The following is a 17,718-nucleotide window of genomic DNA, read 5'->3' on the forward strand; positions in this document are numbered from 1 at the left end:
GACGTCTCACGGGGGAGCGCGGAGCATGGCAGGCGGAGGGTTCAGCAAGTTGCCGAACGGCAGTGTGGTGGTGGCGATCACCCTGACCGGTCCCACGGACGGAACGGGTCCGGGCACTCCGGTCCGGGTCCTGGTGCACGCCGCCAACCGGGCCCGCGCGCTGACCCGGCTGCGCAATCTGGGCCTGCGCGCCGTCTACCTCCGCGGCAACGCCGAGCCGCCCACCCCCGACGAGATCACCGCCGTGCTGCACCACCCGGACGGGGTGCTCTGGCGAGCGAGACCGCAGCAGGCCCAGGAACTCTGGCACCCGATCCGCGCGCTGCTCCGCCCGGCCGTGCCGGCTGTACCGGACCACCGACCGGCCTGAGGCGTGGGGTCGGCGCCGGTGTCAGTGACGGGCGTGAGCGGGTGAGAGCGGCGAGGAACCGCGGCGGCTCCCGCCCGGCTAGACCACGACGGGCTTGCCGGAAAGCTTCACGCCCGCCCGGCGGAGCTCCTCCAGTGCCCGCTCCGTGGTCTCCTCGGCGACCCCCGCGGTCAGATCGAGCAGCACATGCGTCGTGAGGCCTGCCCGGACCGCGTCCAGCGCCGTCGCCCGCACGCAGTGGTCGGTCGCGATGCCGACCACGTCGACCTCGGTGACCCCCCGGTCCCGCAGCCAGTCGGCCAGCCCCACACCGTTCTCGTCGAGGCCCTCGAAGCCGCTGTACGCCGCGGCATAGGCACCCTTGTCGAACACCGCGTCGATCGCCCCCGAGGCGACCGCAGGGGCGAAATTGGGGTGGAAGCCCACCCCCTCCGTACCGGCGACACAGTGCGCCGGCCACGTGTGCTCGTAGTCCGGCTCAGCGGAGAAGTGGTTGCCCGGGTCGACATGGTGGTCACGGGTGGCCACCACATGGCGGTACCCGGGCTGGGCCTCGCCGATCAGGTCGGTGATGGCGGCGGCGACATCGGAGCCCCCCGCCACGGCGAGGCTGCCGCCCTCGCAGAAGTCGTTCTGAACGTCCACGACGATCAAGGCGCGGTGCATGGCGGGTGTCCTTCGGTGGGGGACGGTCGGCGGTCATGGGGGGCGTATTCGAGCCTAGAGACTCCGGAGCGGCTTAGGGAGGGGACGTCATCAAGCCCGCCGAGGGGGCCCCTCCCACGCGCTTCAGGCTATGGGGGAGATCGAGGGCAAAGCGGTAGCCGGGCGCCCCGGTCTCCGCCCCGCCGCTCCCCTCACATGTACTCCGTGGGAATCACCGGCTCCCCGCGGGACAACTGCATCGCCGACATCGGCAGCCCCGACCGGGCCGCTATGTGCCGCTCGCGCGCCGCGTCCAACGGCTCACGGGCGATCACCTCACCGCCCCTGACCAGTTCGGCCAGCAGCTGCCGGTCGGCCAGCTCGGCCGGTACGGGACCGGCGCCGATCACCTCGGCCTCGGCCACCCCGTTCTCGTCCAGTCGGCGCGCGGCCCACTTGCGACCGCCCACGGACGTCTTCGCGCCGAGCGACTTCTTGGCGACCGGACGCAGCGGCTCCGCGGGGTCGGCGGATACGGCGCGGGCGACCAGCTTGTAGACCATCGAGCAGGTGGGCTGCCCGCTGCCGGTCACCAGCTGCGTGCCCACCCCGTAGGCGTCGACCGGCGCCGCGGCCAGCGACGCGATCGCGTACTCGTCCAGATCCGACGTCACCACGATCTTCGTCCCGGTGGCGCCCAGCTCGTCCAGCTGCTGCCGCACCCGGTGCGCGACCAGCAGCAGGTCCCCGGAGTCGATCCGTACCGCTCCCAGCCCGGTACCTGCGACCTCGACCGCCGTTCGGACCGCCTCGGCGACGTCGTACGTGTCGACCAGCAGCGTCGTGCCCCGGCCCAGCGAGTCGACCTGGGCCCGGAACGCGTCGCGCTCGGTGTCGTGCAGCAGCGTGAAGGCGTGGGCGCTCGTCCCGACGGTCGGGATGTTGTAGCGGAAGCCCGCGGCCAGGTCGGATGTGGTGTCGAAGCCGCCGATGTACGCGGCACGCGCCGATGCCACCGCCGACAGTTCATGGGTGCGTCGTGCACCCATCTCGATCAGCCCGCGCCCGCCCGCCGCGGCGGACATCCGCGACGCCGCCGCGGCGATCGCCGAGTCGTGGTTGAGGATCGACAGGATCACCGTTTCCAGCAGCACGCACTCGGCGAAGGAGCCCTCGACCCGCAGGATCGGCGAGCCGGGGAAGTACACCTCGCCCTCGGGGTAGCCCCAGATGTCACCGCTGAAGCGGTAGTCGGCCAGCCAGTCGAGCGTGGGCCCGTCGACGACGTTCTGTTCGCGCAGGAAGGTGAGCATCTCGTCGTCGAAGTGGAAGTTCTCCACCGCGTCCAGCATCCGTCCGATGCCCGCCACGACGCCGTAGCGCCGCCCCTCCGGCAGGCGGCGGGTGAACGCCTCGAAGACCGAGCGCCGGTCGGCCGTGCCGGCCTTCAGGGCGGCCTGCACCATCGTGAGCTCGTACTGGTCGGTGAAGAGCGCGGTCGACGGCACACCGACCCGTCGCCCAAGGTCCGCAGAGTTCATGGTCCGGATGCTACCCCTATTTCGTCAGAGTGACGAGATCTCGGGTCGTTTGTGCGATGACCCCTCCCGGGTGGCAGCATGGGGTGGGTGAGCGTCGCCCCCACTGAGATCGAGCGTCCCGAATCGGCCGAGGAGAGTCTTGTCGTCCCCGAGCCCGACGTCCCCTGGGTGACGCTGGTCCACAACGACCCGGTCAACCTCATGAGCTATGTGGCCTATGTCTTCCAGGCCTACTTCGGCTACTCCAAGGACAAGGCCCACAAGCTGATGCTGGACGTCCACCACAAGGGCCGCGCCGTCGTCTCCAGCGGCAGCCGCGAGGAGATGGAACGCGACGTCCAGGCCATGCACGGCTACGGGCTGTGGGCCACCCTCACACAGGACCGCAACTAGACCGATCCTCCTCTGCCCCGCCCGACCCACCATCGGAGAAAACCCATGGCCGGCCACTTCGAGGCCACCCCCGGCGGCGGCGCGGCCGTCGCGCTCGACGAGGTGGAGATCGCGATCCTGCGCTCCCTCGCCGTCCAGCTGCTGGAACTGATCGGCCCCGGCGACGAACCCGCCGAGGGCCAGGACCCGCTCGCCGCCCTCTTCGCCGAGGGGCCCAGCGAGCCGCCCACCGACCCCGCCCTGGCCCGCCTCTTCCCCGAGGCGTACGGCGACGAGGACAGCGAACTGCGCGCCGCTTCCGCCGAGTTCCGCCGCTTCACCGAGAATGATCTGCGCACCCGTAAGCGCGACGACGCCCTCACTGTCGTACGCACCCTGGACGCCCTCTCCGTCACCGAGGACGGCGACGCCGTACTGGAGCTCACCGGTGACGAATGCCGCAACTGGCTCGGCGCGCTCAATGATCTCCGGCTGACCATCGGTACCCGCCTCGAGGTCTCCGACGACGACGAGGCCGGCTCGCTCTACCGGCTCCCCGACAGCGACCCGCGCAAGCCGATGGTCATGGCCTATCTCTGGCTCGGCGCACTCCAGGAAACCCTCGTGGAAACCCTGATGCCGTAGTTCCCGTGTGCGGAGTTCCCGATCACTCGCTTGCGGGAATCCTGATCACTCGCTTGCGGACTTGGACCGACCACTCGTTTACGGACTTCCCGGCCACTCGCGCATCGCATTCGCTCAACGAATGCTCAAATCCGAATAACGATCCCGTCACCTGAACGGTCTCTTTTGTGGCGACTGGAAACCCTTGTCCGCTTTTTCCTGTGGTGTGCCCCACATAATGTCCGATGATCCGCCCATGTGTCCGTGGTAAATCTTCACGACCACTCGGGGACGCCACCCCTGTTCCCGAGGGCGCTACAGGCCGGCGACCGCCGGCGGCACTCCATCCATATCCGGGGGGATCAGGACCTGATCCGCAGCCTCAACGGCGCGGATCAGCGTGGAGAAAGGCGCAGCACATGACATCGGCGCAGGTCGACAAGGGACAAGACGGCCGCAAGGCCGCAGTGGTCGCGGATGCCGACACGGCGGGCGAGGGGTACCAGCGAGCCCTCGGCGCCCGTCAGATCCAGATGATCGCCATCGGCGGGGCCATCGGCACCGGCCTCTTCCTCGGCGCGGGAAAGGCGATCTCCAAGGCCGGGCCCAGCCTCATCCTGGCCTATGCCATCGCGGGCCTGGTGATCTTCTTCATCATGCGGGCCCTGGGTGAACTCCTCATGTACCGCCCCGTGTCGGGCTCCTTCTCGGAGTACGCCCGCGAATTCATCGGTCCCTTCGCCGGCTTTGTCACCGGCTGGACCTACTGGCTGTTCTGGGTCGTCACCGGTATCACTGAAGTCACCGCGGCCGCCCAGTACATGACGTTCTGGTTCGACATTCCTCAATGGGTGTCGGCGCTGATCTTCACGATCATCCTGTACGGCGTGAACCTGATCTCCGTAAAGCTCTTCGGGGAACTCGAATTCTGGTTCTCGATGGTCAAGGTGACCGCGATCGTCGGCATGATCCTCATCTGCGCCGGAATTCTCACCCTCGGCTTCTCCGACGCCGGGGACACCGCGTCCGTCACCCACCTCTGGGCCGACGGCGGCTTCTTCCCGCACGGCATCAAGGGCACCTTGCTGACCCTGCAGATCGTGATGTTCGCCTTCCTCGCCGTGGAACTCGTCGGCGTCACCGCGGGCGAGTCGAAGGACCCGAAGACCGTCCTGCCCAAGGCCATCAACACCGTGCCGTGGCGCATCGCCGTCTTCTACGTCGGCGCCCTCATCATGATCCTTTCCGTGGTCCCGTGGACCGAGTTCCAGCCCGGCATCTCGCCGTTCGTCGCCGCCTTCCAGAAGATGGGCCTCGGTATCGGCGCCGGCATCGTCAACTTCGTCGTGCTGACCGCGGCCCTCTCCTCCTGCAACTCCGGCATGTACTCCACCGGCCGCATGCTCCGCGACCTCGCCCTCAACGGCCAGGGTCCGAAATTCTTCACCAAGCTGACGAAGAGCGGCACCCCTCTCATCGGCACCACCTTCTCCGCCGCCCTGATGCTCGTCGGCGTCTGGATCAACTACCAGTGGCCCGGCGACGCCTTCACCTACGTCGTCTCCTTCGCCACCATCTCCGGCATGTGGGCCTGGATCATGATCCTCATCTGCCAGATCCGCTACCGCGGCCTCGCAGACCGCGGCGTGCTCCCGCAGTCCACGTTCCGGGCCCCCGGCGCCCCGTTCACCAGCGTCTTCGCGCTGGCCTTCATCGCCATGGTCATCGTGATGATGGGCATCGACAAGGACGCCAGGATCTCGCTGTACTGCGCCCCGCTCTGGGCGGCCGTCCTCGGCGTCTCGTACCTGGTGCTCAAGGCCCGCAACCCCGAGAACAAGGCCTTCGCGAAGAACTGAGGCCGACTCCGCACGAACCCCGAACCATCCCCGGACGACCGCCGCCCCACCGGCCGCGTCCACCATGCGGGCCCTCGCGTACCACCCCTCGGTACGCGGGGGCCCGCATGCCTATCCTGGCGCCATGCTGACCATCACCCAGGCGCTCTACGACCAGATCGTCGCGCACTCCCGCGCCGACCACCCCGACGAGGCGTGCGGCGTGGTCGCGGGACCGGCCGGGACCGGCCGCGCCGAACGGTTCATCCCCATGCTCAACGCCGCCCGCTCGCCCACCTTCTACGAGTTCGACTCGGGCGACCTCCTCAAGCTCTACCGAGAGATGGACGACCGCGACGAGGAGCCGGTGATCGTCTACCACTCCCACACCGCGACCGAGGCCTACCCGTCCCGCACCGACGTCACGTACGCCAACGAACCCGGCGCCCACTACGTGCTCGTCTCCACCGCTGACACCGACGACGCGGGCCCCTTCCAGTTCCGCTCCTACCGGATCGTGGACGGCGAGATCACCGAGGAGGACGTCGAGGTCGTCGAGGCGTACGAGGCCGCCTGACCTCCTCGCACCGCCCGAACCCGGCACTCCACCGGCCGGACGGGACCGGGCCCGCCACGGGCCCGTCCACTTGTCGAACACCGGCCATCCATCAGGTGAGATCACATTCCGGATCACGGACCGGGAATCGATACGATGACCGCATGGTTCCCCATGACGTGAGCGACAAGACGCCGGGCATGCTGCTCGTTGCGCGGCTGCACGTCGACCTGTGCAGGCTCTCCAGCGCGATCTGTACGAGCCGCCTGCCCGCCGGCCGCGAGGCCTGAGCCGGGCTCGCGGCCCGAGCACCCATTCGTCACGCACCAACCCCTGCGCGGGGGCAGAGCCGCGCGCCCCACGCCACCTCTTCGCTTTCGACAGGAGCCCACGCCATGGCCATCGAGGTCCGCATCCCGACCATCCTCCGCACCTACACCGACGGCGCCAAGGCAGTCGAGGGCAACGGGGAGACCCTCGCCGACCTCTTCACGGACCTGGACAGCCGCCACAACGGCATCCGTGAGCGCATCGTCGACGGTGACCAGCTCCGTCGCTTCGTGAACGTCTACCTCAACGACGAGGACGTCCGCTTCCTCGACGGCATCTCCACCAAGCTCAGCGACGGCGACAGCGTCACCATCCTCCCGGCCGTCGCGGGCGGCATGAACTGATGCGGTACGACAGCCCGCTCGCCGCGGTGGGCAACACCCCGCTCGTCCGCCTGCCGCGGCTGTCACCGTCGGACCACGTCCGCATCTGGGCCAAGCTGGAGGACCGCAACCCCACCGGCTCGATCAAGGACCGCCCCGCGCTCCACATGGTCGAACAGGCCGAGAAGGACGGCCGGCTGACCCCCGGCTGCACCATCCTGGAACCCACCAGCGGCAACACCGGCATCTCGCTCGCCATGGCGGCCAAGCTCAAGGGCTACCGCATCGTGTGCGTCATGCCGGAGAACACCTCCCAGGAACGGCGCGACCTGCTCGCCATGTGGGGCGCCGAGATCATCTCCTCCCCGGCGGCGGGCGGCTCCAACACGGCCGTACGCGTCGCCAAGGAGCTGGCCGCCGAGCACCCCGACTGGGTCATGCTCTACCAGTACGGCAACCCGGACAACGCGGGCGCCCACTACGCCACCACCGGCCCGGAGATCCTCACCGACCTCCCGTCCATCACCCACTTCGTGGCGGGCCTCGGCACCACCGGCACGCTCATGGGCGTCGGCCGCTACCTGCGCGAGCACAAGCCCGACATCAAGATCGTCGCCGCCGAGCCGCGCTACGACGACTTGGTCTACGGGCTCCGCAACCTCGACGAGGGCTTCGTCCCCGAGCTCTACGACGCCTCCGTGCTCACCACCCGCTTCTCCGTCGGCTCCGCGGACGCCGTCACCCGTACCCGCGAACTCCTCCAGCAGGAGGGCATCTTCGCGGGCGTCTCCACCGGCGCCGCGCTCCACGCCGCGATCGGAGTGGGAAACAAGGCCGTCAAGGCGGGAGAGTCGGCCGACATCGTCTTCGTCGTCGCGGACGGCGGCTGGAAGTACCTGTCGACGGGCGTCTACACGGCCCCGACAACAGAAGCGGCCATCGAAACGCTGCACGGCCAGCTCTGGGCGTAGCCCGTCCTGATTCGCCGGACGAACTGAACATTCAGCCCGTCCGGCGATCGAGGACATTTTCCGGCCTCGCCGGCGTTCGAGGCGCGGGGCCCGGGGCGGAGCCCCGCGTGCACCCCAGCCCCTCCGGCGCTTGAGGAGCGGAGCCCCGGTTCCGGGTAGGGGCGGTCAGGGGAACAGGCCCACCGCAGGCGCCTCCGCCGCGGCCACGCCCCCACACTCACCCGCGCCCCGCCGTAGGTGCCCCCACCTCACCCAAGCCCCCGCACCCGCTCCCACACCTCCGGATCCACCACTCCCACCCGCCGCCGGAACCCCCGCACGGCAACCTCCCGCAACTCATCCGTCTCCAGGAAGCTCTCCCGCCCCAGCGCATCCCCCGCCGTCCCCGCAGGCAGCGCGATCACCCCGGGCCGTTCCTCGTGATACTTGCTGGTGATCTTTGCGACGAGCGCCGAGTCACCCCGTACCGACAGCACCAGGCAGGGCCGGTCCTTCGCCCCGGGCCTGTCCTCGTACGGCACCTCGGCCCACCAGATCTCACCCGGCCGCGGCCTGCGCTCCGGCCCCGGCCCACGCCCCGGCCCCGCCGGCGGACGCGTCCGCCCGCCCGGACGCCCACCGGAGCGGCCCCGCGACCGTTGCCCGCCCCGCCCCCGCCCATCGGCGACCGCCACTACGAGCGCGAGCAGGACGACAACGGCAATCGCGATCCACCACCAGGACATGCCCATGCCCCGACCGTACCGGCGTCCCCGCCTCTTCCATCGAACCGGTGACAGAGCAGGTGAGTTCCCCCACAACGGACGGCCATGGAGGAGCGACCGGCTGTTTCGCGCCTTACGCTCGACAAACCGCTCAACAGACCGCACGAACCCTCCCCGTTCCCACGTCTCGGAGGTTCACGCTCCATGAAGCTCACCGTCGTCGGCTGCTCCGGCTCGTTCCCGTCCGCGGGATCAGCATGTTCGAGCTACCTCGTAGAGGCCGACGGCTTCAGGCTGCTCCTCGACATGGGCAACGGCGCCCTCGGCGAGCTGCAGCGCCATGTCGGTCTCTACGACCTCGACGCCATCTTCCTCAGCCACCTCCATGCCGATCACTGCATCGACATGTGCGCGTACTTCGTCGTCCGCTACTACCGGCACGACGGCGGCCGTCCCGCCCCGATCCCGGTCTACGGTCCCGACGGCACCGAGCAGCGGCTGACCACGGCCCACGCCGACACCCCGTCCGAGCGGGCGATGAGCGAGGTGTTCGACTTCCACACGCTGAAGCCGGGCTCGTTCGAGATCGGCCCCTTCTCGGTCCGTACGGAGAAGGTCTGCCACCCCGTCGACTCCTACGCCATCCGGATCGAGCACGGCGGCCGCTCGCTCACGTACTCCGGCGACACGGGTGCCTGCGAGGCCCTGGACGAACTCGCCGAGGGCGCCGACCTGTTCCTCTGCGAAGCATCGTTCGTCCATGGCAAGGAGGACATCCCGGACCTCCACCTCAATGGCCGCGAGGCGGGCGACATCGCCGCCCGCGCCGGGGTGGGACGGCTCGTCCTCACCCACATCCCGCCGTGGACCGACGCCGACCGCAACCTGGCCGATGCCCGCCTGCTCTACGGCGGGCCGGTGGAGGTGGCGGCACCGGGCGCGGTCTACGAGATCTAGCCGTCCCGCACAGCCGGTGCACGACGAAGCCCTCACCTCCCGCGGAATTCGCCGCGGGGAGGTGAGGGCTTCGTCGTGCACCGGGGTGAGGCCTACTTCGCCTCGGCCTTGAGGAGCTCGGCAAGCTCTTCGTCGGACTCGCGGCCCGGAGTCGGCAGGTTGAACCTGGTGATCGCGAAGCGGAAGACCACGTAGTAGACCACCGCGAAGCAGAGGCCGACCAGGACCAGCAGCCACGGCTTGCTCGCGATGCCGAGGTTCAGGGCGAAGTCGACCAGGCCGGCCGAGAAGCCGAAGCCGTCCTTCATGCCGAGCGCCCAGGTCAGAGCCATGGACACGCCCGTAAGGACCGCGTGGATCGCGTACAGCACCGGGGCGATGAACATGAACGTGAACTCGATCGGCTCGGTCACACCGGTGACGAACGAGGTGAGCGCGAGGGAGAACATCATGCCGCCGACGACCTTGCGGCGCTCCGGACGGGCACAGTGGACGATCGCGAGGCAGGCCGCCGGGAGGGCGAACATCATGATCGGGAAGAAGCCGGTCATGAACTGTCCGGCCGTCGGGTCACCGGCCAGGAAGCGGTTGATGTCGCCGTGGGCGCCCTCGTACTCGCCCGCCTGGAACCACGGGAACGAGTTCAGCAGGTGGTGCATGCCGACCGGGATCAGCGCACGGTTGGCGACACCGAAGATGCCCGCGCCGACGGCGCCGGAACCGACCAGCCACTCACCGAAGTTGTGCAGCACGGTGCCGAGTACCGGCCAGATGTAACCGAAGACGATGCCGATGAGCAGACCCGCGAAGGCGGAGAGGATCGGAACCAGGCGGCGGCCGCCGAAGAAGCCCGCCCAGGCCGGCAGCTTCGTCCGGTAGAACTTCTGGTAGAGCAGCGCGACGACGATGCCCATCACCACACCGCCGAGGACCCCTGCGTCCACGGGGGCGTCCGTCATGACTACCTTGCCGTCGACCACCGTCGCGATCTTCGGAAGATTGCTGTCCGTGAAGGTGGCGAGCACCTTCTGGAAGACCAGGTAGCCGGTGACGGCCGCGAGCGCGGTCGAGCCGTCCGACTTCTTGGCGAAGCCGATCGCGATACCGACGGCGAACAGCAGCGCCAAGTTGGCGAAGATCGCGTTGCCACCCGCGTCCATGAAGCTCGCGATCTTGGTGACGAAGTCCGGGAACGACTCTCTGCCGAGCATGTCCTTGTGACCGAGCCGGACCAGCAGCGCGGCAGCGGGCAGCACCGCGACCGGCAGCATGAGGCTGCGGCCGATGCGCTGCATGACCGCCATCACGCCGGCGCCCTTCTTCTTGGTGACCGCGGGTGCGGTGTCTGCCGTGGACATCAACTTCCTCCATTGGACAAGGCGCCGCCCAGGTCATTGACGGGGGGAGGCGGCGACTCGAGAAACGCGGCAGAACGCACGCGGTCTGGACCACTCAGTGGTGTAGACCAGTTGTAGCACGGTATGGGTTGGATAAGGAACCTGCAATTTACGACTACTTCGCATTAGCCATCATCCACGGTCGGTGACATGGCGAAGACCCTCGGGCCGCGAGGTCCGAGGGCCTGCTCCAGACGGGCCGAAAGACCCGTCTGAAGTGCTACTTCGTGAGGTTCCTCTCGATCTCCTCCTCCAGTTCGTCGGGCTCCCGGCCCGGAGTCTGGAGATTGAACTTGGTGATCGCGAACCGGAAGATCACGTAGTACACGACGGCGAAGGCCAGGCCGATCGGAATGATCAGCCATGGTTTGGTCGCCAGGCTCCAGTTGATGACGTAGTCGATCAGGCCCGCGGAGAAGCTGAAGCCGTCCTTGACCCCGATCGCCCATGTCACCGCCATCGAGACACCGGTGAGCACCGCGTGGATCGCGTACAGCAGGGGTGCGACGAAGAGGAACGAGTACTCGATCGGCTCGGTGATGCCCGTCACGAAGGTCGTCAGGCCGACCGAGAGCATCATGCCGCCGACCGCCTTCCGGCGATGCGGCTTGGCGCAGTGGTAGATCGCCAGAGCCGCCGCCGGGAGGGCGAACATCATGATCGGGAAGAATCCCGAGGTGAACTGACCGGCCGTCGGGTCGCCCGCCAGGAACCGGTTGATGTCACCGTGAACGACCGTCCCGTCCGGCTTGGTGAAGTCGCCGAACTGGAACCAGACGAAAGTGTTCAGGAACTGGTGGAGGCCGATGACCAGCAGGGTGCGGTTGGCGACACCGAAGATGCCGGAGCCCACCCAGTCCAGGTCCACCAGCCACTTGGAGAAGCTGGTCAGACCGTCGCCGATCGGCTGCCAGAGCCACGCGCACAGCGCCGCGAAGAGGAGGCCGACGAACGCCATGATGATCGGGACCAGCCGGCGGCCGTTGAAGAAGCCCAGCCAGTCCACCAGCTTGACCCGGTGGTACCGCTGCCAGAACCAGGCGGACAGCAGACCCATCACGATGCCGCCGAACACCCCGGGGTTCTGGTACTCCGCGGCCGTGACCTTGGCGTTGCCGGTGACGCAGGTGCCGAACCAGGTGCCGCCCGAAGTGAACGTGGAACCGGGGGCGCAGTCCACCGGGAAGGCGTGCAGCACCGCGTAATAGACGAGGAAGCCGGTCACCGCGGCGAGCGCGGTCGAACCGTCCGACTTCTTCGCCATGCCGATGGCGACCCCGATGCAGAACAGCAGCGGAAGACCGAGCCCCGAGTCGAGCAGCGCGCCACCCGCGGCCGCGAACACCTTGGCGACATTGCCCCAACGCAGGCCCTCGTCACCGAATACGTCCGGCTGGCCCAGCCGGTTGAGAATGCCTGCCGCCGGCAGGACGGCGATCGGGAGCTGGAGGCTGCGGCCCATCTTCTGGAGGCCCTGGAAGAGGCCGTTCCACCACGTCTTCTGTGGAACTGCGGCACTGCTCGAGCTCATCGGCATCCTCCCGGAACAAGACGCGTTCGGCGGTCGTTGCACACTGGTGTAGACCAGTTGAGGTACGGTGCGTAACCCGCCTGGAAGACAGGGCACCGGTGATCGTTATCCTTCGGGACGGTCCAGTCACTCGCTCGCGAAGCTGGGCCAAACGTGCGTTACGGTGACGAAACGGACCCATGGTGGGCCGTCGTATGCATGTGAACAACCAGGGAGAAGGCCATGGCCAGCAAGGCTGAGAAGATCGTCGCCGGGCTCGGCGGTATCGATAACATCGACGAGATCGAAGGCTGCATCACGCGCCTTCGCACCGAGGTCCACGACCCCAGCAAGGTCGACGAAGCCGCGCTCAAGGCCGCCGGAGCCCACGGTGTCGTCAAGATGGGCACCGCGATCCAGGTCGTCATCGGCACCGACGCCGACCCCATCGCCGCCGACATCGAAGACATGATGTGACCAGCCGCCTCACCCCCCGCTGAGCCCAAGCACTCAGCACCACGCAGGCCCTGCCCACCCGGACGGGGCCTGCGGTGCACCCGAACGGCCGCCACCTCCGCACCCGATAAAGTCGACACCATGTCTCGTATCGACGGCCGCACCCCCGAACAGCTCCGCCCCGTCACCATCGAACGCGGATGGAGCAAGCACGCCGAAGGCTCCGTACTCATCTCCTTCGGCGACACCAAGGTCTTCTGCACCGCCTCCGTCACCGAAGGCGTCCCCCGCTGGCGCAAGGGCAGTGGCGAAGGCTGGGTCACCGCCGAATACTCCATGCTGCCCCGCTCCACCAACACCCGCGGCGACCGCGAATCCGTACGCGGCAAGATCGGCGGCCGCACCCACGAGATCAGCCGCCTCATCGGCCGCTCCCTGCGCGCCGTCGTCGACTACAAGGCCCTCGGCGAGAACACCATCGTCCTCGACTGCGACGTCCTCCAGGCCGACGGCGGCACCCGCACCGCCGCCATCACCGGCGCCTACGTCGCCCTCGCCGACGCCGTCACCTGGGCCCAGCGCAAGAAGCTCGTCAAGCACGGCCGCAAGCCGCTGACCGACACCGTCTCGGCGATCAGCGTCGGCATCGTCGACGGCACCCCCCTCCTCGACCTCTGCTACGAGGAGGACGTCCGCGCCGAGACCGACATGAACGTCGTCTGCACCGGCGACGGCCGCTTCGTCGAGGTCCAGGGCACCGCCGAGGCCACCCCCTTCGACCGCAAGGAACTGGGCGCCCTCCTCGACCTCGCCACCATCGGCTGCACAGACCTCACCGCTTTCCAGAACGAGGCCCTGGCCCGCACGCTGGGCGAGTAAAGAAGCAACCACATACGCACCACAACGCGTCGTTACGAACACGGGCGCACGGGTCGAACCGTGCGCCCGTCCGCGTATCCGCACCTGGGGAGGAACCGCACCATGGCCGAGGCCACCCGCCACCGCCGCATCACCGTCGCGCTGACCCTGACCGCCCTCGCTCTCACCGCGACAGCCGGCTGCGGGGCCGTCGACAAGGCACTCGACTGCGTCCGCACCGCCGACGCCATCGCCACCAGCGTCGACAACCTCCAACAGGCCGTCTCCAACGCCTCGAACGACCCCACTCAGGCATCCGAAGCCCTCGACGCCATCGAGAAGGAACTCGGCAACCTCGGCGACCAGACCGACAACGCCGACCTCGGCAAGGCCGTCGACGATCTGCAGTCCGGCGTCGGCAACGTCCGCGACTCCATCGACAAGGGCGACGCCACCCCCGACATCACCCCGGTCACCGACGCCGCCAAGGAGATCGGCAAGGTCTGCACGCCCTGATCACCCCCGATACTGGGTGACATGACCCGCCTCATCCTCGCCACCCGCAACGCCGGGAAGATCACCGAACTCCACGCGATCCTCGCCGACGCAGGCCTCGACCACGAGCTCGTCGGCGCGGACGCGTACCCCCACATCCCCGACGTCAAGGAAACCGGCGTCACCTTCGCCGAGAACGCCCTCCTCAAGGCCCACGCCCTCGCGAAGGCCACCGGCCACCCCGCCATCGCCGACGACTCCGGCCTCTGCGTGGACGTACTCGGCGGCGCCCCCGGCATCTTCTCCGCCCGCTGGGCCGGCACCCACGGCGACGACCGGGCCAACCTGGACCTGCTCCTGGCCCAGCTCTCCGACATCGACAACCCCCACCGCGGCGCCCATTTCGCCTGCGCGGCGGCCCTGGCCCTCCCCGACGGCACGGAACGCGTGGTCGAGGGCCGCCTGGTGGGCACCCTGCGCCACACCCCGTCCGGCACGAACGGCTTCGGCTACGACCCGATCCTCCAGCCGGACGGCGAAACCCGCACCTGCGCGGAACTGACCCCGGCGGAGAAGAACGCGATCAGCCACCGCGGCAAGGCGTTCCGGGCGCTGGTGCCGGCGGTGCGGGAGCTGGTGGGGTGATCCCCTGGAACGCCGAAGGCTCGGCCCGCAATCGCTGCGAGCCGAGCCTTCGGAGCCACGGTCAGTGCGGCCGGTGGGATTCGAACCCACACAGGATTTCTCCCAGATGCCCCTAAAACACCCGCCGATACCAGTTTGGCTACGGCCGCATATCCGAATCCATGGTAGCGGGCCGGGGGCATTCGCGGCACGGAGAGGTCGCTATACGGAGGTGTTGGGCCTGTCCTTCCTCTTGCGGCACCAGGTTTCCGTGAGTGCATGGCAATTCGGGCAGAGGTAGCGAAGGTTCTCGGCCCGGTTGTCGAGCCAGTCGCCGTTGATGTGGTCGATCTGGAGCGTGATCGGCCGCCCCAGCCACTCGCCAGGGTTGTCACAGGACTCACATCGGTAGGGGATGCGGATCTCTTGCAGCGCGCGGTGAAGTCTTGGACGGCTTACGCGTGTTGACCCCTGAGGCATGACTACGAGGGTGGTCGGTGCGATCGCCCTGGGCTCATGCACCTGAGTCGAGCCCCAGGGGCGGCGCGTGAAGTGGCTTGTGTCGAGTTTCAACTGGAGGGCCTTGCGCCGCACGCGGCGGTGATTCGTGTCGTTGACCTCAAGGCCGAGTGCGCGCATGACGTCTGCGTAGCTGGTGGCTCGCGGAACGGCTTCCCGCAGGGCGTCCTCAGGGATTGCGAGGCGTGCGTTGCGGAAGTGGGAAGTGTCGATCCCTTTCCTGCGCAACATGCTCGCCAGCGCGGAGCGCGACTGGCTGTCGTCACACACTCCGAGGCTCCGTGCCACTCCGCGAACGCTCTCGGCTGAGGCGACGGCCGTCCGAAGCTCTTCGACGGTGAACAGCAGGCCCAGTTGCGGACGATTCATGCCGGGGAAGTGACTGACATCGATCCCCGCCGCCGTGATGCGGCGGCTTATGTGAGAGAGCGTGCCACTCGCCGGTGGCACGCCGAGCTTGGTGACGACCTCGCGCAGTGACGAGGAGGACGCAACGGCGGCTGCAATGGCCGCATCCGGATACTTTCGCCACGGGCTGCGCTGCTTGAAGTGGGCTGTGTCCAGCCCGTGCCCGGCTACCTTCTCTTGAAGCACGCGCCGCTGGCCGCCACTCTTCTTGAGCCCGAGCCGATGCATCAGATCTGTCCAGTTCTTCGACTCGGCGACAGCAGTGGCGAGCCTCTCTCGTTCGTACGCATCAGACATGACGCCCCCTTGCGAAAGCCGGAACACGTCCTCGGTATTCGTTCTCCGGGGCGGCGCCATCCGGAAGAAGGTGCGTGTATGGACTCACCGGCATGGTCCCCTCCGTATCCGACCACACGCTCGCGGCCTCGCACGGAACAACGAACCGTTTATCGGGAAGTCACGTCCGATATCCGACAAGATGTGGAATGGTCTGTACCGCTTCAATCGAGGTTGAAGCGGTACAGACCATTCCACTGAGGGGCGGAGTCCCGGGGTCAGAACCTCGGGTCCGGCGTCTGGGCCGCGGCCAGTTCTGCCGCCTCCTCATGTGTCTCCACCGAGGGCGGGGGACCGGCCAGGGGCTTCTGGGCGGTGCGGTCATGGCGGCTGCACACCGGATCGATGGCCGAATGAGATGTCCCTCACATCTTCGCGGTCGTCCGAGGTGGTCCTCGACGGGCCCGGGTCAGATGCCGAGGTCCTTGATGATCTTGGCTACGTGGCCGGTGGCCTTGACGTTGTAGAGGGCTCGTTCGACCTTGCCTTCTTCGTCCACGACGATCGTGGAGCGGATGACGCCCGTCACCGTTTTGCCGTAGAGCTTCTTCTCGCCGAAGGCGCCGTATGCCTCAAGGGTCTCCTTGGAGGGGTCGCCGACCAGGGTGACCTCGAGGTTTTCCTTCTCGCGGAACTTGGCGAGCTTCTCGGGCTTGTCGGGGGAGACGCCGATGACGTCGTATCCGGCGCCGGTGAGCAGGTCCAGGTTGTCGGTGAAGTCGCAGGCCTGCTTGGTGCAGCCGGGGGTGAGGGCGGCCGGGTAGAAGTAGACGATGACCTTGCGGCCCTTGTGGTCGGCGAGCGAGATCTCGTTGCCGTCGGCGTCGGGGAGCGTGAAGGCGGGGGCGGTGTCGCCGGGCTGGAGTCGCTCGCTCATGGTTCTCCTCAGGTGGCACGTGGGGTGTATGGGACCGAGCGTAATAGGGGTGCCGCCGGGTACGTGGGCGGTCGAGCTGACAGACTGTCGATGAAGGTTTACCGGACGAGGACCACGGAGGCGGCGCAGTGTCGGATGCCAGGACCCCTGCGCAGATCGAGGCGGACATCATCAGCAGGCGTGAGCAGCTTGCGGTGGTGCTCGATGAGATCGGGGTGCGGGTGCACCCGAAGACGATCATGGGTGATGCGAAGGCCAAGGCCGCCGAGGCCGTGGACCGGACGGCCGGGCGGGCTTTTGTGGCGGTGAACCGGACGGTGTCGGACGTGAAGGCGCAGTTTGTGTCCGAGGACGGCGCTCCGCGTCTGGAGCGGGTGATTCCGGCGGCGTTGCTCGCGGTGGGTGTCGTGGGTCTGCTCGCGGTGTCGAAGCGGCGGCGGAAGAACTGATGTCGCGGTCCGTGTACCCCGGAGGCGTGCGGAGCTGCGGCGGACAGGTAGGTTGCGGGGCGTGAGCGAGAACACCGACGACAAGCTGCCCATCCGCATGCTCCATGACCGTGTGCTGGTCCGGTCCGATACGCCGGAGGGCGAGCGGCGCTCGGGTGGCGGCATTCTGATTCCGGCGACGGCTGCGGTCGGCCGCCGGCTGGCCTGGGCCGTGGTGGTCGCGGTGGGGCAGAACGTGCGGACGGTGGAGCCGGGCGACCGGGTGCTGTACGACCCCGAGGACCGAGCGGAGGTCGAGGTGCGCGGTGTGGCGTATGTGCTGATGCGCGAGCGGGATCTGCATGCGGTGGCGGCGGACCGGTTTGAGGGGTCGGTGGATTCGACCGGGCTGTATCTGTAGGCGGCAGCCGTTGCGCGTGTGGCCTGGTGACCGATGTCACCAGGCCTTTTGCATGTTCTTTGCTACGGTGGTGTGACCCCGACGAGACGCGCCGTACCGGGCTATGCAAAGACGACGCACCCCGTGTTGTTCGCGTTTTTCTGTCTCGTCGGAGGTTC

At 68.1% G+C, this 17,718-nt stretch carries 22 protein-coding genes, 1 tRNA gene and 1 riboswitch; of the genes, 15 read left to right on the forward strand and 8 right to left on the reverse strand.

The genetic code is table 11. The annotated features are described in order from the left end of the window. Positions 1 to 25 precede the first annotated feature (25 nt). On the forward strand, positions 26 to 370 hold the full coding sequence (locus tag NRF20_RS28460; protein ID WP_266361218.1) for a hypothetical protein: 345 nt from the start codon (positions 26 to 28) through the stop codon (positions 368 to 370). 78 nt (positions 371 to 448) lie between these two features. Here the strand turns inward: NRF20_RS28460 and NRF20_RS28465 are convergent, their stop codons facing one another. Next, the gene (locus tag NRF20_RS28465; protein WP_398631849.1) at positions 449 to 1,036 is read right to left on the reverse strand and encodes an isochorismatase family protein; all 588 of its coding nucleotides are present in this window, start codon (positions 1,034 to 1,036) and stop codon (positions 449 to 451) included. Positions 1,037 to 1,227: 191 nt separating this feature from the next. After that, on the reverse strand, positions 1,228 to 2,556 hold the full coding sequence (locus NRF20_RS28470) for a nicotinate phosphoribosyltransferase (protein WP_413753531.1): 1,329 nt from the start codon (positions 2,554 to 2,556) through the stop codon (positions 1,228 to 1,230). A 78-nt stretch (positions 2,557 to 2,634) separates the two neighbouring features. On the opposite strand from NRF20_RS28470, the gene clpS reads away from it, so the two are divergent. The 7 genes from clpS (at position 2,635) to NRF20_RS28505 (ending at position 7,570) form a co-directional block, all read left to right on the forward strand. Further along, positions 2,635 to 2,949 (forward strand): ATP-dependent Clp protease adapter ClpS, encoded by a 315-nt coding sequence (gene clpS / locus NRF20_RS28475; protein WP_266361221.1) that lies wholly within the window; start codon positions 2,635 to 2,637, stop codon positions 2,947 to 2,949. A gap of 45 nt (positions 2,950 to 2,994) precedes the next feature. Next, positions 2,995 to 3,573: a DUF2017 domain-containing protein gene (locus NRF20_RS28480; protein WP_266361222.1), complete on the forward strand. Its 579-nt coding sequence runs from the start codon at positions 2,995 to 2,997 to the stop codon at positions 3,571 to 3,573. Between the two features lie 398 nt (positions 3,574 to 3,971). Next, positions 3,972 to 5,411 (forward strand): amino acid permease, encoded by a 1,440-nt coding sequence (locus NRF20_RS28485; RefSeq protein WP_413753532.1) that lies wholly within the window; start codon positions 3,972 to 3,974, stop codon positions 5,409 to 5,411. Between the two features lie 124 nt (positions 5,412 to 5,535). Further along, positions 5,536 to 5,967: a M67 family metallopeptidase gene (locus tag NRF20_RS28490; protein ID WP_351201419.1), complete on the forward strand. Its 432-nt coding sequence runs from the start codon at positions 5,536 to 5,538 to the stop codon at positions 5,965 to 5,967. 143 nt (positions 5,968 to 6,110) lie between these two features. Beyond that, positions 6,111 to 6,236 (forward strand): putative leader peptide, encoded by a 126-nt coding sequence (locus NRF20_RS28495; RefSeq protein WP_256103089.1) that lies wholly within the window; start codon positions 6,111 to 6,113, stop codon positions 6,234 to 6,236. Positions 6,237 to 6,341: 105 nt separating this feature from the next. Beyond that, positions 6,342 to 6,620, forward strand: a complete 279-nt coding sequence (locus NRF20_RS28500; protein WP_037692508.1) for a MoaD/ThiS family protein — start codon at positions 6,342 to 6,344, stop codon at positions 6,618 to 6,620. After that, positions 6,620 to 7,570, forward strand: coding sequence for a PLP-dependent cysteine synthase family protein (locus NRF20_RS28505; protein WP_398631845.1), 951 nt, complete (start codon positions 6,620 to 6,622; stop codon positions 7,568 to 7,570). The genes NRF20_RS28500 and NRF20_RS28505 overlap by 1 nt, the downstream gene beginning before the upstream one ends. Before the next feature lie 248 nt (positions 7,571 to 7,818). Here the strand turns inward: NRF20_RS28505 and NRF20_RS28510 are convergent, their stop codons facing one another. Next, entirely contained in the window at positions 7,819 to 8,301 is a 483-nt protein-coding gene (locus NRF20_RS28510; protein WP_398631844.1) for a type II toxin-antitoxin system PemK/MazF family toxin, read from the reverse strand. A 177-nt stretch (positions 8,302 to 8,478) separates the two neighbouring features. On the opposite strand from NRF20_RS28510, the gene NRF20_RS28515 reads away from it, so the two are divergent. Then, on the forward strand, positions 8,479 to 9,231 hold the full coding sequence (locus tag NRF20_RS28515; RefSeq protein WP_266361227.1) for an MBL fold metallo-hydrolase: 753 nt from the start codon (positions 8,479 to 8,481) through the stop codon (positions 9,229 to 9,231). A 92-nt stretch (positions 9,232 to 9,323) separates the two neighbouring features. Here NRF20_RS28515 and NRF20_RS28520 read toward each other — a convergent pair whose 3' ends face one another. Together NRF20_RS28520 and NRF20_RS28525 are read right to left on the reverse strand one after the other, a co-directional pair. Beyond that, positions 9,324 to 10,589: a PTS transporter subunit EIIC gene (locus NRF20_RS28520; RefSeq protein ID WP_413753533.1), complete on the reverse strand. Its 1,266-nt coding sequence runs from the start codon at positions 10,587 to 10,589 to the stop codon at positions 9,324 to 9,326. 259 nt (positions 10,590 to 10,848) lie between these two features. Next, on the reverse strand, positions 10,849 to 12,159 hold the full coding sequence (locus NRF20_RS28525) for a PTS transporter subunit EIIC (RefSeq protein ID WP_398631841.1): 1,311 nt from the start codon (positions 12,157 to 12,159) through the stop codon (positions 10,849 to 10,851). Between the two features lie 222 nt (positions 12,160 to 12,381). On the opposite strand from NRF20_RS28525, the gene NRF20_RS28530 reads away from it, so the two are divergent. The 4 genes from NRF20_RS28530 to rdgB all read left to right on the forward strand — a co-directional run bounded on the left by NRF20_RS28530 (position 12,382) and on the right by rdgB (position 14,592). Next, on the forward strand, positions 12,382 to 12,615 hold the full coding sequence (locus NRF20_RS28530; RefSeq protein ID WP_014046255.1) for a glucose PTS transporter subunit EIIB: 234 nt from the start codon (positions 12,382 to 12,384) through the stop codon (positions 12,613 to 12,615). 120 nt (positions 12,616 to 12,735) lie between these two features. Further along, positions 12,736 to 13,473 (forward strand): ribonuclease PH, encoded by a 738-nt coding sequence (gene rph / locus NRF20_RS28535; RefSeq protein WP_398631840.1) that lies wholly within the window; start codon positions 12,736 to 12,738, stop codon positions 13,471 to 13,473. Positions 13,474 to 13,575: 102 nt separating this feature from the next. Beyond that, on the forward strand, positions 13,576 to 13,968 hold the full coding sequence (locus NRF20_RS28540; RefSeq protein WP_266361231.1) for a hypothetical protein: 393 nt from the start codon (positions 13,576 to 13,578) through the stop codon (positions 13,966 to 13,968). A gap of 21 nt (positions 13,969 to 13,989) precedes the next feature. Then, complete coding sequence (rdgB, locus tag NRF20_RS28545) at positions 13,990 to 14,592, forward strand: RdgB/HAM1 family non-canonical purine NTP pyrophosphatase (protein ID WP_413753534.1); 603 nt, start codon at positions 13,990 to 13,992, stop codon at positions 14,590 to 14,592. Positions 14,593 to 14,657: 65 nt separating this feature from the next. Here the strand turns inward: rdgB and NRF20_RS28550 are convergent. The 3 genes from NRF20_RS28550 to bcp all read right to left on the reverse strand — a co-directional run bounded on the left by NRF20_RS28550 (position 14,658) and on the right by bcp (position 16,711). Beyond that, positions 14,658 to 14,741: transfer RNA gene (locus NRF20_RS28550), tRNA-Leu, on the reverse strand. Between the two features lie 52 nt (positions 14,742 to 14,793). Further along, positions 14,794 to 15,795 (reverse strand): HNH endonuclease signature motif containing protein, encoded by a 1,002-nt coding sequence (locus NRF20_RS28555; RefSeq protein ID WP_413753535.1) that lies wholly within the window; start codon positions 15,793 to 15,795, stop codon positions 14,794 to 14,796. Positions 15,796 to 16,243: 448 nt separating this feature from the next. Then, positions 16,244 to 16,711 carry a thioredoxin-dependent thiol peroxidase gene (gene bcp, locus NRF20_RS28560; protein ID WP_398631837.1) on the reverse strand — a complete coding sequence of 156 codons (468 nt, stop codon included), beginning with the start codon at positions 16,709 to 16,711 and terminating at the stop codon, positions 16,244 to 16,246. Between the two features lie 128 nt (positions 16,712 to 16,839). On the opposite strand from bcp, the gene NRF20_RS28565 reads away from it, so the two are divergent. Together NRF20_RS28565 and NRF20_RS28570 are read left to right on the forward strand one after the other, a co-directional pair. Beyond that, positions 16,840 to 17,160 carry a DUF3618 domain-containing protein gene (locus NRF20_RS28565; protein WP_266361234.1) on the forward strand — a complete coding sequence of 107 codons (321 nt, stop codon included), beginning with the start codon at positions 16,840 to 16,842 and terminating at the stop codon, positions 17,158 to 17,160. Between the two features lie 61 nt (positions 17,161 to 17,221). Continuing rightward, positions 17,222 to 17,560, forward strand: coding sequence for a GroES family chaperonin (locus tag NRF20_RS28570; RefSeq protein WP_030923137.1), 339 nt, complete (start codon positions 17,222 to 17,224; stop codon positions 17,558 to 17,560). Positions 17,561 to 17,616: 56 nt separating this feature from the next. Beyond that, positions 17,617 to 17,681, forward strand: a riboswitch (guanidine-III (ykkC-III) riboswitch). Positions 17,682 to 17,718 lie beyond the last annotated feature (37 nt).

The sequence above is a fragment of the Streptomyces sp. R-74717 genome (genome assembly GCF_047305335.1).
GTDB lineage: Bacteria > Actinomycetota > Actinomycetes > Streptomycetales > Streptomycetaceae > Streptomyces > Streptomyces atratus.

Bases quoted from the DNA above. Each gene is read 5' to 3' on its own strand.
- NRF20_RS28495 (WP_256103089.1), top strand. From the start codon at position 6,111: ATGGTTCCCCATGACGTGAGCGACAAGACGCCGGGCATGCTGCTCGTT.
- rdgB (WP_413753534.1), top strand. From the start codon at position 13,990: ATGACCCGCCTCATCCTCGCCACCCGCAACGCCGGGAAGATCACCGAA.
- NRF20_RS28485 (WP_413753532.1), top strand. From the start codon at position 3,972: ATGACATCGGCGCAGGTCGACAAGGGACAAGACGGCCGCAAGGCCGCA.
- NRF20_RS28505 (WP_398631845.1), top strand. From the start codon at position 6,620: ATGCGGTACGACAGCCCGCTCGCCGCGGTGGGCAACACCCCGCTCGTC.
- NRF20_RS28480 (WP_266361222.1), top strand. From the start codon at position 2,995: ATGGCCGGCCACTTCGAGGCCACCCCCGGCGGCGGCGCGGCCGTCGCG.
- NRF20_RS28490 (WP_351201419.1), top strand. From the start codon at position 5,536: ATGCTGACCATCACCCAGGCGCTCTACGACCAGATCGTCGCGCACTCC.
- NRF20_RS28465 (WP_398631849.1), bottom strand. From the start codon at position 1,036: ATGCACCGCGCCTTGATCGTCGTGGACGTTCAGAACGACTTCTGCGAG.
- NRF20_RS28510 (WP_398631844.1), bottom strand. From the start codon at position 8,301: ATGGGCATGTCCTGGTGGTGGATCGCGATTGCCGTTGTCGTCCTGCTC.
- bcp (WP_398631837.1), bottom strand. From the start codon at position 16,711: ATGAGCGAGCGACTCCAGCCCGGCGACACCGCCCCCGCCTTCACGCTC.
- rph (WP_398631840.1), top strand. From the start codon at position 12,736: ATGTCTCGTATCGACGGCCGCACCCCCGAACAGCTCCGCCCCGTCACC.
- NRF20_RS28500 (WP_037692508.1), top strand. From the start codon at position 6,342: ATGGCCATCGAGGTCCGCATCCCGACCATCCTCCGCACCTACACCGAC.
- NRF20_RS28525 (WP_398631841.1), bottom strand. From the start codon at position 12,159: ATGAGCTCGAGCAGTGCCGCAGTTCCACAGAAGACGTGGTGGAACGGC.
- NRF20_RS28540 (WP_266361231.1), top strand. From the start codon at position 13,576: ATGGCCGAGGCCACCCGCCACCGCCGCATCACCGTCGCGCTGACCCTG.
- NRF20_RS28520 (WP_413753533.1), bottom strand. From the start codon at position 10,589: ATGTCCACGGCAGACACCGCACCCGCGGTCACCAAGAAGAAGGGCGCC.
- clpS (WP_266361221.1), top strand. From the start codon at position 2,635: ATGGGGTGGGTGAGCGTCGCCCCCACTGAGATCGAGCGTCCCGAATCG.
- NRF20_RS28470 (WP_413753531.1), bottom strand. From the start codon at position 2,556: ATGAACTCTGCGGACCTTGGGCGACGGGTCGGTGTGCCGTCGACCGCG.
- NRF20_RS28530 (WP_014046255.1), top strand. From the start codon at position 12,382: ATGGCCAGCAAGGCTGAGAAGATCGTCGCCGGGCTCGGCGGTATCGAT.
- NRF20_RS28555 (WP_413753535.1), bottom strand. From the start codon at position 15,795: ATGTCTGATGCGTACGAACGAGAGAGGCTCGCCACTGCTGTCGCCGAG.
- NRF20_RS28515 (WP_266361227.1), top strand. From the start codon at position 8,479: ATGAAGCTCACCGTCGTCGGCTGCTCCGGCTCGTTCCCGTCCGCGGGA.
- NRF20_RS28460 (WP_266361218.1), top strand. From the start codon at position 26: ATGGCAGGCGGAGGGTTCAGCAAGTTGCCGAACGGCAGTGTGGTGGTG.